The organism is Nocardia suismassiliense, from assembly GCF_900269665.1.
GTDB classification, from domain to species: Bacteria; Actinomycetota; Actinomycetes; order Mycobacteriales; family Mycobacteriaceae; genus Nocardia; species Nocardia suismassiliense.
The window spans coordinates 2,769,469-2,782,421 of the sequence record NZ_LT985361.1 but is presented as its reverse complement, the minus strand read 5'-3'; the positions used below and the strand labels follow the sequence as shown (position 1 = coordinate 2,782,421).

At 68.4% G+C, this 12,953-nt stretch carries 11 protein-coding genes; 5 read left to right on the top strand and 6 right to left on the bottom strand.

The window, feature by feature from the left end; all coding sequences use genetic code 11:
• The first annotated feature begins 58 nt into the window (after positions 1-58).
• A complete protein-coding gene (locus DBO33_RS12525; protein ID WP_107655185.1) occupies positions 59-487 on the top strand; it encodes a Rieske (2Fe-2S) protein in 429 nt (142 codons plus the stop codon).
• Here DBO33_RS12525 and DBO33_RS12520 read toward each other — a convergent pair.
• From DBO33_RS12520 to DBO33_RS12510, 3 genes are all read right to left on the bottom strand, one after another.
• Positions 484-945, bottom strand: coding sequence for a VOC family protein (locus DBO33_RS12520; RefSeq protein ID WP_107655184.1), 462 nt, complete (start codon positions 943-945; stop codon positions 484-486). The two genes, DBO33_RS12525 and DBO33_RS12520, sit on opposite strands and share 4 nt — an antisense overlap.
• A gap of 81 nt (positions 946-1,026) precedes the next feature.
• On the bottom strand, positions 1,027-1,752 hold the full coding sequence (locus DBO33_RS12515; protein WP_234390805.1) for a hypothetical protein: 726 nt from the start codon (positions 1,750-1,752) through the stop codon (positions 1,027-1,029).
• Complete coding sequence (locus DBO33_RS12510) at positions 1,740-2,693, bottom strand: hypothetical protein (protein ID WP_107655182.1); 954 nt, start codon at positions 2,691-2,693, stop codon at positions 1,740-1,742. The genes DBO33_RS12515 and DBO33_RS12510 overlap by 13 nt, the downstream gene beginning before the upstream one ends.
• Before the next feature lie 76 nt (positions 2,694-2,769).
• On the opposite strand from DBO33_RS12510, the gene lspA reads away from it, so the two are divergent.
• The 3 genes from lspA to DBO33_RS12495 are packed head-to-tail and all read left to right on the top strand — an operon-like array spanning position 2,770 to position 4,980.
• Positions 2,770-3,396: a signal peptidase II gene (lspA, locus tag DBO33_RS12505; protein WP_107655181.1), complete on the top strand. Its 627-nt coding sequence runs from the start codon at positions 2,770-2,772 to the stop codon at positions 3,394-3,396.
• Positions 3,393-4,319 carry an RluA family pseudouridine synthase gene (locus DBO33_RS12500; protein WP_107655180.1) on the top strand — a complete coding sequence of 309 codons (927 nt, stop codon included), beginning with the start codon at positions 3,393-3,395 and terminating at the stop codon, positions 4,317-4,319. Before lspA ends, DBO33_RS12500 begins: the two co-directional genes overlap by 4 nt.
• Positions 4,312-4,980 carry a hypothetical protein gene (locus DBO33_RS12495; RefSeq protein ID WP_107655179.1) on the top strand — a complete coding sequence of 223 codons (669 nt, stop codon included), beginning with the start codon at positions 4,312-4,314 and terminating at the stop codon, positions 4,978-4,980. The genes DBO33_RS12500 and DBO33_RS12495 overlap by 8 nt, the downstream gene beginning before the upstream one ends.
• A gap of 227 nt (positions 4,981-5,207) precedes the next feature.
• Here DBO33_RS12495 and DBO33_RS12490 read toward each other — a convergent pair whose 3' ends face one another.
• Both DBO33_RS12490 and DBO33_RS12485 read right to left on the bottom strand, forming a co-directional pair.
• Positions 5,208-6,026, bottom strand: coding sequence for a PhzF family phenazine biosynthesis protein (locus tag DBO33_RS12490; protein WP_107655178.1), 819 nt, complete (start codon positions 6,024-6,026; stop codon positions 5,208-5,210).
• Between the two features lie 64 nt (positions 6,027-6,090).
• Positions 6,091-8,529 (bottom strand): HAD-IC family P-type ATPase, encoded by a 2,439-nt coding sequence (locus DBO33_RS12485; protein WP_107655177.1) that lies wholly within the window; start codon positions 8,527-8,529, stop codon positions 6,091-6,093.
• Positions 8,530-8,564: 35 nt separating this feature from the next.
• Between DBO33_RS12485 and rarD the strand changes: the two genes are divergently transcribed.
• Entirely contained in the window at positions 8,565-9,500 is a 936-nt protein-coding gene (rarD, locus tag DBO33_RS12480) for an EamA family transporter RarD (RefSeq protein ID WP_107655176.1), read from the top strand.
• 5 nt (positions 9,501-9,505) lie between these two features.
• Here the strand turns inward: rarD and DBO33_RS12475 are convergent, their stop codons facing one another.
• Positions 9,506-12,811 carry an arabinosyltransferase domain-containing protein gene (locus tag DBO33_RS12475; RefSeq protein ID WP_107655175.1) on the bottom strand — a complete coding sequence of 1,102 codons (3,306 nt, stop codon included), beginning with the start codon at positions 12,809-12,811 and terminating at the stop codon, positions 9,506-9,508.
• Positions 12,812-12,953 lie beyond the last annotated feature (142 nt).

Here is a 12,953-nt window from a genome sequence, read left to right as displayed (position 1 = left end):
GGGCCGTGGCCCTGTGGCAACGGGACTTCAGCACCACATTTCTGATCGGAGATACACCATGTCCCCCGACAAATCGGCTTTCACCCGCCGCGGCGTGGTCACCGCAGGCGCCGTAGTCGCGGCCGCAGCGCTGACCGCATGCACTTCCGCCAAGGAAAACGCCTCTCCAGCATCGAAAGACACAAAGACGGGACCGAGTCAGTCCACCGACAACACCCTCGCCAAGACAGCCGACATCCCCCTCGGCGGGGGTGTGATCGTCGGCGACACCGTGGTGACCCAGCCGAGCGCAGGCAACTTCGTCGGCCTGTCCTCGGTCTGCACGCACGCCGGCTGCAAGGTCGCCTCGGTGTCCGGCGGCACCATCAACTGCACCTGCCACGGCAGCAGGTACCGCCTGGACGGCTCGGTCTCCAACGGACCGGCAGTCAAGCCGCTGCCCGCGAAACCCGTTCGGGTAGTCGGTGATTCGGTGGCTTCCGGCTAACCGAACAGCTCCCGCATCCGCCGATCCATCTCGTCGGGTGCGACGTCCTCGGTGTGCGTGGCCACGGTCCAGCGGTGGCCCCACGGATCCTCGAAGGCGCCGCTGCGGTCGCCGTAGAACTGGTCGGCCATCGGGCTGAGTTCCCGTGCGCCCGCGGCGATCGCGGCACCGAAGGCGGCGTCCGCGTCCTCGACGTAGACGTGCAGATTGACGGGCGTGCCGCCGACCTGCCTCGGGTCCCGGAAATCCATTTCCTCGGACGGGTCGCCGATCATGACGAGCGAATTACCGAACATCAGCTCGCAGTGCGCGACCTTGCCGTCCGGCCCCGGCATGCGCATGCGCTCCGATGCGCCGAAAACGTGCTTGTAGAAATCGATCGCGGCCGCGGCGCCGTCGATCGCGAGGCCCGGCGACAACACCGGGTAGCCGTCGGGCACTGGTTTGACATCAGACATGAGAAACCTCCATCGAGGCGGTGTGTCGGACCTGTCGAGCCTAGCTCCGCGACACCGTGCCCCATGGCGAATCCGCCCTGATCAAGGCCCCGAAACACCCTGTAGCCTGCGCACCTGGGCGGCGGTGAGATCGCTGAGCACCGCCGGCTCGACGGGTTCCGGCGCGGTCACCGCCACCTGTGCCAAGGTGCTGCCGACCTGCACGAGCGCGACCGCCGAATGCAGCGTCAACCCATCACTGCTGGTACGCACCTGAAAGGCGGTGACCGCGTCACCGCCCTGCGGCGACGGAAAACCACCGATCCGGTAATCCACCGCTATATCCGTGGCATCCGCACCGGAATAATGGGCGCACCGGCGCAACAACGCCTGCACGTCCGAGAACGCGGACGCGAGAGCTGCATTCGGAAAACTCGCCGCGTCGATATCGATGCTGGAGAAATTCGGGCCCGCATATTGAATAGACGCCTGAGCAAGCGCGCCCGGTCGCTGCGCACCCAGCGGCGTGAGCACTTTCGCGCATTCCGCCGGATCGGTCGGCGAGCCCTGCACCCCGGCGGGCGCCTCGGCCCTTGCGGGCAGCGCGGTGAAGTTCGGCGGCAGATTCTTGCTGGTCAGCAGCTGATCGCGCAGCCGATCGGCGTCCGCGATCAGCGCACCGGTCACCGGCGCGGCGGCCGTGACCGGACCCAGCGGCGGCAAGTCCGACGTCTCGGGCGCGGGCGACTTCGACGATCCGCACGCCGCAACGAGCGCGGTGGTCGCGGCGACGAGCAGCACGCCGCACCCGCGGGTCACTCGGTCCACGACACCTGCGTATCGATCGTCTGCTGCAACACACTTTCGGTGCGCGGGTCGCGATAGCCCTGGTGACCGCCGACTGTGATGGTGCCCGCGACCGGCAGCGGCAGTCCGAGATCGACGGTGATCGTGCCGGTGCCCTGCATGACGTAGTCCTGGATGTCGAGCTTGCCCGCGTTGTTGGGCAGGTTCCACACCGCCGACTTCGGCTGCTGGATGACATCGAGCTCGATGGTCAGCCGATCACCGTCGCGCTTGGTCAGCGTCGCGGTGGTCACCTGGTCGAGGGTCACCCCGCCGCTGATCTCCTGCCGCACCGTCCAGACCGCGCCCTCGCCGACCGGCTGATCGGGAAACGCGATCGAGCGGTAGACCGCCTGATAGAAGGCTTGTTCCAGCGCGGCGCGCGCCGGGTTGGAGGTGTCCGGCGACGGCTCGAGCCGCAGCGCGGTGATCGCGCCGAGGTCGCTGAGGTCGAATCCGGCGTGCGAACCGCCGGTCTTGGTGAGCGCCTTGGCCAGCGCCGGATCCGGCGTGGTGACGGTACCCAGCGTGAGATCGATGCCCTCGGCGTCGGTCTGCGCGGTCATCGGGATCGACAGGGCGGGCGCGGAGAAGTCGCGCGCGGGTTGATCGTTGATCTGCTGCGCGATCCGGTGCGAGGTATGCAGCGTCACCCGCTGCACGGTGCCCGCCGGGTAGTCCCGCCGCAGCAACGAGCGCGGCTCGGCCCCCGGCGCGACGACATTGGTGATCGCGGCCGGAATCGGCACGGACACTTCTTTGCCGATACCGAGGGGCTCGGTGCTCTCCGGCTCCGAGCGCGACTCAGCGCCACCGCTGCAACCGGTTCCGAACGCGGTCAGGCCGACCGCCAGCACTATCAGCAACACACCCGACCGCGCGAAGCGCGGGATATGGGGGGAAGACAACACCGTCACGAGCATCAGGGTACGACCGGTTCCTGAGTGTCAGCTGGGTCTTGCGGGTGACCACTGCACAAGGTGCCGGGTAGCTCGAGCGATGATGGTGCGTGTGAGTGACGACCCGCCGCCCGAGGAGAACCCAGCGAACACCGCCGAGGAGGCGACACCAGCGGCTCCGCCCCAGCGGCTGCGGACCTTACTCGTCATCGCGGTCATCCTGCTCGCCCTGGATCTGCTGACCAAATGCCTCGTCGTGGCGAACCTGCAGCCGGGCGAGCCGGTCTACCTGATCGGTGACTGGGCTCGACTGAGCCTGGTGCGCAACCCCGGAGCAGCCTTCTCGATGGCGACCGGCATGACGTGGCTGCTGACCTTGGTCGCCACGGCCGTGGTGATTGGCGTGGTGCGCATCGGGCGCACGCTGCGCTCCTTGTGGTGGGCGATCGGGCTCGGCATGGTGCTCGGCGGCGCGCTCGGCAATCTGGTCGATCGGCTGTTCCGGGCGCCGGGACCGCTGCAGGGGCATGTGGTCGATTTCCTCGCGATCGGCTGGTGGCCGGTGTTCAACGTGGCGGACTCGTCGATCGTCTGCGGCGCGATCCTGCTGGTGGTGTTGACCGTGTTCGGTTTCGAGCCGAACGGCACGCGCACCGGGCGCGACGAGCCCGACACCGCCACCGCCGACACCACCGCGAACAAGACCAGCGAAGGAAACACTGCATGAGGGAAACACGGACCATGCCCGTTCCCGACGGGCTCGACGGCATGCGGGTCGACGCGGGCCTGTCCCGGCTGCTCGGCCTGTCCCGGACCGCCGTCGCGGCGCTCGCCGAGGAAGGCTCCGTGCAGCTCGACGGCGTCGCCGCGGGCAAATCCGACCGGCTCGCCGCGGGCGCCTGGCTCGAGGTGATCTTCCCGGAACCCAAGCGGGAGCTCTCCATCGAGGTCGCGCCGGTGGAGGGAATGCGGATCCTCTACGCCGACGACGACATCGTCGCGGTGGACAAGCCGGTCGGCGTCGCGGCACACACCGGTGTCGGTTGGTCCGGGCCGACCGTGATCGGCGGGCTGGCCGCGGCCGGCTACCGCATCTCCACCTCCGGTGCGCACGAACGACAGGGCATCGTGCACCGGCTCGACGTCGGCACCTCCGGCGTGATGGTGGTCGCGCAGTCCGAGCACGCGTACACGGTGCTCAAGCGCGCGTTCAAGCAACGCACCGTGGCCAAGCGGTATCACGCACTGGTGCAGGGACATCCGGACCCGAGCAGCGGCACCATCGACGCCCCGATCGGGCGGGCCCGCGGCAACGACTGGAAGTTCGCGGTGACCGCGGACGGGCGGCCGAGCATCACGCACTACGACACGGTCGAGGCCTTCCAGGCGGCGAGCCTGCTCGACATCCATCTGGAAACCGGCCGCACCCACCAGATCCGGGTGCATTTCTCCGCGATCCGGCACCCATGCTGCGGCGACCTCACCTACGGCGCGGACCCGCGCCTCGCCGAACGCCTCGGTCTGGAAAGGCAATGGCTGCATGCCCGTTCGCTCGGCTTCAACCATCCGGCGGACGGTCGCTGGCTGGAGATCACCAGCGAGTACCCCGACGACCTGAAGCACGCCTTGGACGTCCTGCGCAATGCCTGACCGGCGGACGCTGCCGCTGGGCCAGCTCGCCCTCGCGGCAGCGGCCGTCGCCCTCGTCGTATTCATCGTGCTGCTCGGTGTGCTGAACCCGCCCCGCAAGGATGGTGTATCCACCGATCGGCTCGGTCCCGAGCAGGGTGAGCAGGTCGCGGATTACCTTGCCCGAGCGCGGGCTTCGCTGGCAGGCACGGACACCGCCGACCACTGGGCGCTGGTCTCGTTCACCGAACCTCTGGTGCCGGAACAGATTCCACGGCACAGCGGCGGCATGCGGATATCGCAAGTGCTGTACCAGGTTTCGATCCCCCGCGTGCAGACGCCGTTGGTCGCGGTCCCGGTCCCCCGCGGCGACGAGGCGGCCGTCAGCTCCGCCGAGTCGGCGGCCTGGCTGCTTCCGCGCACTGTCGCCGACCAGCGTGCCGCCGATATCAACGCGCTTTCCGCCGCTCGCCTCCGTTCCGGCTGCGCGTGCACCGTGGGTCTCGTTCTGCGCGGGCCACTGGACGGTCTGCGAAACCTCGCCGCGCAGAACGGAATCCGCGCGGTCCAGGCCCTGCCGTCAGATGCGATAGCCGACCGATTCGGCGTAGTGCCGCTGCTTCCCGACCAAGTGGATGTCGTCCGGCCCGGTCCTGACGACGGTCCAGTGCCCGACCAGTAAACCTGCCTGGAGCATCGGCAACCTGCACTGAACGTGTGGAACCGACCTCCGCCGGGATGACTCATCCCCGCTCCATCCCGGCGGAGGCCGGACATCACCGCGCCGCACAGTGATTCGTGTGCGCCGCGGTGACGAAGCGCGACTCGGCCACGGCGCGACCACATTTCGGTGGCACCAGGTCGGCACGTGCGACCCGGTGGCGGCACGGACGAGTCGCGGGGTTCGGGTCAGTCCGGCAGCTGCACAACGCCGTCCAGGTAGCGGCGGCACCGGCCGACGAGCAGCACCCGGTCACCGACGAGCTCGCAGCGCAGGCTGCCGCCGCGCCGGGAGAGCTGGCGGGCGGTGAGTTCGGTGCGGCCGAGTTCACGGGCCCACAGCGGAACCAGTTGGGCGTGCGCCGATCCGGTGACCGGGTCCTCCGGCACGCCGACGCCCGGGGCGAAGAAGCGCGAGACGAAGTCGGCGCTCTCGCCGCGCGCGGTGACGATCGCGCCCCGCGGCAACGGCGGGAAGGCGGTGAAAATCGGTGCGGCGTCGCGGACTTCCTGTTCGCTGCCCACCACGATGACCACATCGGTACCGGTGTAGGCGCGCACCGCGTGTACGCCGAGCGCGGCGACCAGCACCACATCGGGGGTCACCTCGGTGGCGGGCACCGCGGGCAGGTCGAGCACGAACTCGTCGTCGTCGGTGCGGTCCACGTGCAGCCAGCCGCTGCGTGTGAAGAAGCTCACTCGGTCCGCGCCCGGGTGCATGTCCTCCAAAATCTGTGCGGCACTGGCCACGGTGGCGTGCCCGCACATATCGACCTCCACCGCCGGAGTGAACCAGCGCAGGTGGAACGCGGGCCAATCCCCGGGCGGCGCACCGGCCTCCGGGGGTAACTCCGCGGTGTAGAAGGCGGTTTCGGCGAGGTTGTTCTCCTCGGCCAGGTGTTGCAGCAACGAATCCGGGAGCCACGACGAGAGCGGCATCACCGCGGCTGGGTTGCCCGAGAACGGTGCGTCCGCGAACGCGTCGATCTGGTGCAGCAGTACCTCCATATTCGGAGAAGGTACTCCAACACTGAATGATCGCCCCGCACAAGGGTTCTCGCGGCGCGGCGGGTCAGATGTCCAGTTTGTCAGGAACCGCCGTATTCGGGGTGGGGAAGAGCTGCGCTTTCTCCCCCAGCAGTGTCGCGCTCACCCACCACGCGATCTCGACGAGCACGATACCCACAGCGCCACAAATGAATGCGGCGGTGGTGAGCCCGACATTGGACGGGTCCAGTTTGAAGAACTCCCGGGTGAACGGAACGCTGAACAGGAAGATGTACGCGCCGACCGACACCGAGATCAGCACCACCTTCCACCACACGTACGGCCGGGCGACGATGGCGAGCACCCACACCGCGATCATGATCAGCGTGATCAACGCGGTGGTGCCTGCCTGCTCCTTCTGCTGGGCGGAAGCCTCCGGACCGGCATAGGCGATCAGGTAGGCGACGAAGGTCGCGACGCCGATCACCACGCCGGACGGAATCGCCAATCGCATGACGCGACGGACGAATCCGCTGCGGGCACGCTCGTTGTTGGGCGCGAGCGAGAGAACGAACGCCGGGATGCCGATGGTGAACCAGGCGGCGATCGTGACGTGCCGCGGCAGGAACGGGTAGCCGATCGGGTCGTAGCCGAAGATCTGCGAGCCGACGCCGGCGATGCCGATCAGGAAGGCGAGCAGCACCGAGTAGACGGTCTTGGTGAGGAACAGATTCGAGACCCGCTCGATATTGCCGATCACCCGGCGGCCCTCGCCCACCACGTACGGCAGGGTCGCGAACTTGTTGTCCAGCAATACGATCTGCGCCACCGCGCGGGTGGCCGGGCTGCCCGCGCCCATCGCGACGCCGATGTCGGCGTCCTTGAGCGCCAGCACGTCGTTCACGCCGTCGCCGGTCATCGCGACGGTGTGGCCGCGCGACTGGAGTGCGGCGACCATGGCCCGCTTCTGGTCCGGCCGGACCCGGCCGAAGGTGGTCTCGTGGTCGAGCACGTCGGCGAGTTGTTCGCGGCCCTCGGGCAATTGGCGCGCGTCGACCGCGTGGTCGCCGCCGGTGAGGTCGAGCGAGGCGGCCACCGCACCCACCGAGACGGCGTTGTCGCCGGAGATCACCTTGATCGAAACGTTCTGGCTGGCAAAGTATTCGAGCGTTTCCTTGGCGTCCGGCCGGACCCGCTGCTCCAGCACCACCAGCGCGGCGGGCCGCACGGTGCCCGGCGCGTCCGCCGCGTCGACCGGGCGGTCGCTGCGGGCCAGCAGCAGGATGCGCAGCCCCGAGGAGCCGAGTTCCTCTGCCACCCTGGCATCTTCGGACTTCGCGTCGAGCAGCACGTCGGGCGCGCCGAGCAGCCAGTCGCCGTGCTCGCCGTAGGAGCAGCCGCTCCACTTCTTGGCCGAGGAGAATGGCGCGACCGCGGTCCGCGTCCAGCCGGGCCCGTCCGGCAGCGCCTCGGCGATCGCCTGCACACTCGCGTTCGGGCGCGGATCGTCGGCCGCCAACGCGGCCAGGGCCTGTCGAATGTCGTTGTCGTCGAAGGAGTCCAGCGTCTTGATCTCGGACAGGCGCATGCCGTTCTCGGTGAGCGTGCCGGTCTTGTCCGCGCACACCACGTCGACCCGGGCCAGCCCCTCGATGGCGGGCAGCTCCTGCACCAGGCACTGACGCCTGCCGAGCCGGACCACGCCGACCGCGAAGGCCACCGAGGTCATCAGCACCAGGCCCTCCGGCACCATCGGCACCAGCGCCGCGACCATGCCGGTCACCGCGGGCCGCCACGACTCCTTGCTGGAGACCAGCTGGTTGTAGATGCTCAGCGCGCCCGCCGGGATGAGCAGGTAGGTGATCACCTTCAGGATGGTGTCGATGCCGCTGCGCAGCTCCGACTTGACCAGGGTGAACTTGCTCGCCTCGTCGGCCAGCTTCGCCGCGTAGGCGTCCTTGCCGACCTTGGTGGCGCGATAGCAGCCGCTGCCGGAGACCACGTAGCTGCCCGACATCACCTCGGCGCCGATCTGCTTGTCGATCGGGTCGGCCTCGCCGGTGAGCAGCGATTCGTCGATCTCCAGCAGCGAGGCCTCCGCGACCTCGCCGTCCACCACGATCTGGTCGCCGGGGCCGAGCTCGATCAGGTCGTCGAGCACCACCTCGCGCGGCGCCAGCTCGACGGACTTGCCGTCGCGGCGCACGGTCGGCTTGGCCTGGCTGACGATGGCCAGCTTGTCCAGGGTGCGCTTGGCGCGAACCTCCTGGATGATGCCGACCGCGCTGTTGGCGACGATCAGCAGTCCGAACATGCCGTCGATGATCGATCCGGTGGCCAGCACCAGGATGAACAGCACGCCGAGGATGGCGTTGATCCGGGTGAAGACGTTGGCCCTGACGATGTCGCGGACCGAGCGGCTGGCCCGGTCCGGCACATCGTTGGTGAGCCCGTCGCGGCGACGTTGCTCGACCTCCGCCGCGGTCAATCCGGTGGCAGGCGCGGCCTGCACGCTAGTCGACATGACCGCAAGGCTACGTGAGAAGTAGCGTCGGAAGCGTGCAGCGAAGCAGGACTATCCCGGGTGTTGCGTTCGGTACGAGCGCGTTCTTCCTCTGGGGTTTGTTCCCCGCTTTCTTCGGGTTGCTGGCGTTCGCCAGTGCAGTCGAGGTGGTTGCGCAGCGGATTCTGTGGACGTTGGTGTTGGTGCTCGCGATGCTGCTGGTGAGCGGGCGGTTGCGCGAGCTACGCGGCATCGGCGCGCGGATCTGGCGGCTGGCCGCGGTGGCGTCGGCCGCGATCGCGATCAACTGGGGTGTGTATGTGTTCGGTGTCACCTCGGGTCACGTCGTGGAGTGTGCGCTCGGGTACTTCATCAACCCCTTGGTGACCGTCGCGTTCGGGGTGCTGATCTTTCGCGAGCGGCTGGCGAAGGCGCAGTGGGCCGCGCTCGGGCTCGGCGCCGCGGCGGTGGCGGTGCTCACCGTCGACTACGGCAGGCCGCCGGTCATCGCGCTGGTGCTGGCCTGCTCGTTCGCGACGTACGGCCTGGTGAAGAAGGTGATCCCGCTGGACGCGGTGCGCGGCATCGCCGCCGAGGGCGTGGTGGCCGCGCCGTTCGCCCTCGTCTTCGTGATCGTGCTCGCTCTGACGGGGCGCAGCGAATTCGGTTCCAGCACAGGGCATGCCGCGCTGATGGTGGCCACCGGTCCGGTCACGCTCATCCCGCTGCTGCTGTTCGCCGTTGCCGCCCAACGCGTTCCGCTGTCCACCATGGGGCTGCTGCAATACCTCACCCCGGCCCTCCAGATGGCCTGGGGCGTCGCCGTCGCGCACGAACCGATGCCCGCCTCCCGCTGGGCCGGCTTCGCCCTCATCTGGACGGCCCTGGCCATCTTCACCGCCCACGCCCTCCTGCGCGCCCGCCGCACCCACCGCGAGGCCCGGACCAGCACCGTTACCGCCGGATCGCACTCCAAATCGGGGGATGCCTAAATGAGCTACCAGGCGGTGTTGATGTGGCCCGGGGTCCAGGTGCCCCAGCGTTGGGTTTCGTCGATGGTCACCTTGGCGGGTTGGGCGTTGGGGTCGAGGGGTAGGTACTGCTCGATCGAGCCCCAGTCCCGGTCCCAGTCCTGGTCCAGATAGGTGGGTAGCGCGCGGGCGGTGAAGAGCAGCTGGGTCCAGCCGAGTGGACCGCCACCGTTGTGGTCCTGCCACAGGTTGGTGATGGTCGCGCCGTTGCGGTCCGGCAGGATTCGGTAGGTCGGCAGGTCGCCGACGCCCGCGTGCGTGGGCACCAGGTTCTGGCAGGGGAAGTTCAGCACGACCTCCCAGTCCAGCAGCACCGGCGTCCGCGAACCCACCACGGCCGTCATGGTTTTCGTCTGCGGCACCCGCGGCGGAGTCACCGCGAGCCACTGGTCCTTGCCGAGATCCTTGTCGCTGGCGACGATCCGGACGACGTCCGCGTCACCGGGCAGCTGGTCCAGCGGGACACGCATATTGCGCCACGACGGGGATGGCCCGATGTCGATCGGGTCCACACTGCCGAGCGCGACCGCGGTGCCGTCGGATCCGGCGCGGCCGTACTCGAGCCGCAGGTCCTGGCCGGGGTGGACGATGCCGTCGCTGTCGACGTGCCGGATCCGCCCGGCGACCGCGATCGAGATGATGTCGCCGCGACTTCCGTTGGTGGCGTTGGGAAGTCGGTACCACCCCGTGGTCAGCTCGGCGGGCACCTGGTTGCCTTCGCGGTAGCTACCGAGCACGGGCGTGGTCGCCGGGTCGAGTCCGAACGGCAACGGGACACTGCTGCCGTTGATACCCGCGCCCGACGTACCGGCCTCGGACCCCGGCGATTTCGAACCGGCCTTCGGATCCGCCGTATCGTCGGAGTCGGCGCTGGCGACGGAATTCGCCTTGCCCGTGGTGGATTCGACCTCATCCGAGGTGAGATCAGTAGCCACCCCGTTCGGAGTGAAACCGGTCGACTCGGCACCGGCGAGTGCGGTCGCGGCATCGCCGGCCAGCGGCGGCAACACCGACGCGTTGGGATCGGTCTCGATCAGCACCTTGTCGGCGAGGCCGCAGCCGCCGGAAAACGCGGCGGACAGGTTCGATTGCGCCATCGAATACGACGGATACTGCGCCACAGCCGCTTTCGCGAACGACAGCACCTCGAACGCCACCATGGCGGCCGCGACGACGGCAAGCACCGGAACGCGGGCGATCCGCCCCGGCACCGAGCCTGCGCGTGGCTGTGTCTCCGGCCGAATGTGGAACCAGGCCGCGACCGCGAGCGCCAGCACCGAAAGCCCGGCGGCGAAGGTCGACAGCCCGAAACCGGCGAAGGTCGGCGGCTTGTCCCACCACGGAATCCCCCACGCCGACACGTACCAGTAGCCGTTGGCGCCGACGAAGGTCAGTGCCAATGCGAAGAAGACAGCCGTGGCGAACAGTGCCCGGTTACGCAGCGGGCGCATGACGGCGGGGCTGATCGAGACGGCGGTGAGCGCCGCGACACAGGCGGCCAGCCCGGCGAACACACCGAACTGGTGGGTCCACTTCGTCGGGGAGAACATCATCAGCACCATCGCGGCGACGGTGATGCCGACGAGCCTGCGTCCCGGTCCGAGGGCGGTCCCCGGAATGCGCCCGCCCCGGCGCAGCATGGTGACCACGCAGACCGCCAGGCCGAGCAGCAGCATGAACATGCCGAACCGCCGGGTGAGCCAGCCGTCGGCGTTGATCTGCAACAGGTACTGGTAGCGCAGGAACTCGAAGAACCAGGACTCGCCGGGGCCGATTCGCCCGTGCACATAGAACATTTCGAGCGCGCCGGCCAGGGTCCGATCCGCGAAGACCACGGTCAGCACCGCCAGTCCGGCGGCGAGCAACGGCAGCAGCAAGGCGAGGTAACCGGCGCTCTTGGCCCGCTGCACGATCACCGCGGTGACGGTGCGCGCTCCGGCCGCGAGCGCGCCGACGCAGATCAGGCCCGACGGTGCGACGGTCAGGGTCAGGGCCGCGATGATGATCGCGAACGCGTAAGGCAGCAGCCGACGGGTGGCGATGGAGCGTTCGACCGAGGCCCAGGTGAGGATCACACCAAGTGCCACAAAGGGTTCCGCGCGCAGACCATTGTTGTACGGCATCCAGAACGCGAGAAAGACCAGTGCGCTGGTCCACACCACGATCTTGTCGAAGCGCAGGGCGATGCCGAGCCGGGGCAGGATCTCGCGACTGATCACCCACCAGGTGAAGACGCCGACGAGCAAGGTGGGCAACCGAACCCAGGGGCTCGCCGACGACACATGGGTCAGCAGCGAGATCATGTCGGTGTACGGGGTGTAGAACGGTCCCTCGTCGACGCTGAACCAGCGGTAGTAATTCGACATGAACCCCGAGCTCTGCGAGGCGCGAGCCATGCCGAGGATATAACCGTCATCGGAGGTATTGGCCCCGATGAAGTGCCACACCAGCAGCGTGGCGAACACCACGTAATCGGCAGGCTGCAACCGCCACCACCGGGTGGGCAGGAACCGCCGCGACTTTCGCCCGTCCGCACTGTCCAGGCGGTACAGCGCGACCAACGCTACGAGCGTCGCCAAAACGGCCAGCACGATCGCGGCCAACTTCAACGGTGTCGGCGAGGCCGAAAAACGGGAATCCACTTGCACATTCACCTGCAAGCCCGCCGGCGCCGCACCGGTCAGGTCACTGAAAACACCGACAACCTGTGGGCGGATGTCGGTGGTGAACTCCTTGCCCGAATCCGCGACACCCGTTGCGGTGACCGTGGTCCGCTGGGTATCCATCGTGACGTGGATCGCGCAGGATCCGTTGCGGACCGCGCTCAGCGGCGACGACCACAGCAGCGTATTGCGTGACACCACGTCGACCCGGCCCGCACGATCCGCGGCATCGGGCACGACTTTGACGACGAATCCGTAGCGCTCCAGGTCGGGCGACTGCCGCGGAATGGTCGACACCACAACACCACCCGAGTCGGCGAGCGCGTCGAAGGCGGCGCACGGTATCTCGGCGGAGAGATCCATCGGCGCGTAGGTCAGCAGCGGCGCCGTCACCGAGGTGACCGCGGCGGTCTGCGGCCACGCCACACTGGATTGATCCTGCTCGACCGGCAGGAACGGAATCGACGCGGCGGCGAGCATGGCCAGCAGCCCGCTGACGATTGCCAGCAACCTGATTCGGCGAGCGACACCGCGGTGCGCTCCGGAATCCTGCGGCTCCTGGGGTGCCGACGGTTGGGCGGATTCACGCACAGCGTCACTGACAGTCACGACGCTGGATGCTAGCGCGTAATCATCGGATGACACAGAGTCCCAGCTATCGGCGGTCGAATCACGTACTCAGCCTGCACATTCGGTCATCGACTCGAACGGAGGTCGTTGTCGCGGCCGGCTCGCTGGGAGCCGGCCGCGG

Coding starts and splice junctions, on each gene's coding strand:
- DBO33_RS12495 (WP_107655179.1), top strand. CDS start 4,312: ATGCCTGACCGGCGGACGCTGCCGCTGGGCCAGCTCGCCCTCGCGGCA.
- DBO33_RS12490 (WP_107655178.1), bottom strand. CDS start 6,026: ATGGAGGTACTGCTGCACCAGATCGACGCGTTCGCGGACGCACCGTTC.
- DBO33_RS12500 (WP_107655180.1), top strand. CDS start 3,393: ATGAGGGAAACACGGACCATGCCCGTTCCCGACGGGCTCGACGGCATG.
- DBO33_RS12525 (WP_107655185.1), top strand. CDS start 59: ATGTCCCCCGACAAATCGGCTTTCACCCGCCGCGGCGTGGTCACCGCA.
- DBO33_RS12510 (WP_107655182.1), bottom strand. CDS start 2,693: ATGCTCGTGACGGTGTTGTCTTCCCCCCATATCCCGCGCTTCGCGCGG.
- DBO33_RS12520 (WP_107655184.1), bottom strand. CDS start 945: ATGTCTGATGTCAAACCAGTGCCCGACGGCTACCCGGTGTTGTCGCCG.
- lspA (WP_107655181.1), top strand. CDS start 2,770: ATGATGGTGCGTGTGAGTGACGACCCGCCGCCCGAGGAGAACCCAGCG.
- DBO33_RS12485 (WP_107655177.1), bottom strand. CDS start 8,529: ATGTCGACTAGCGTGCAGGCCGCGCCTGCCACCGGATTGACCGCGGCG.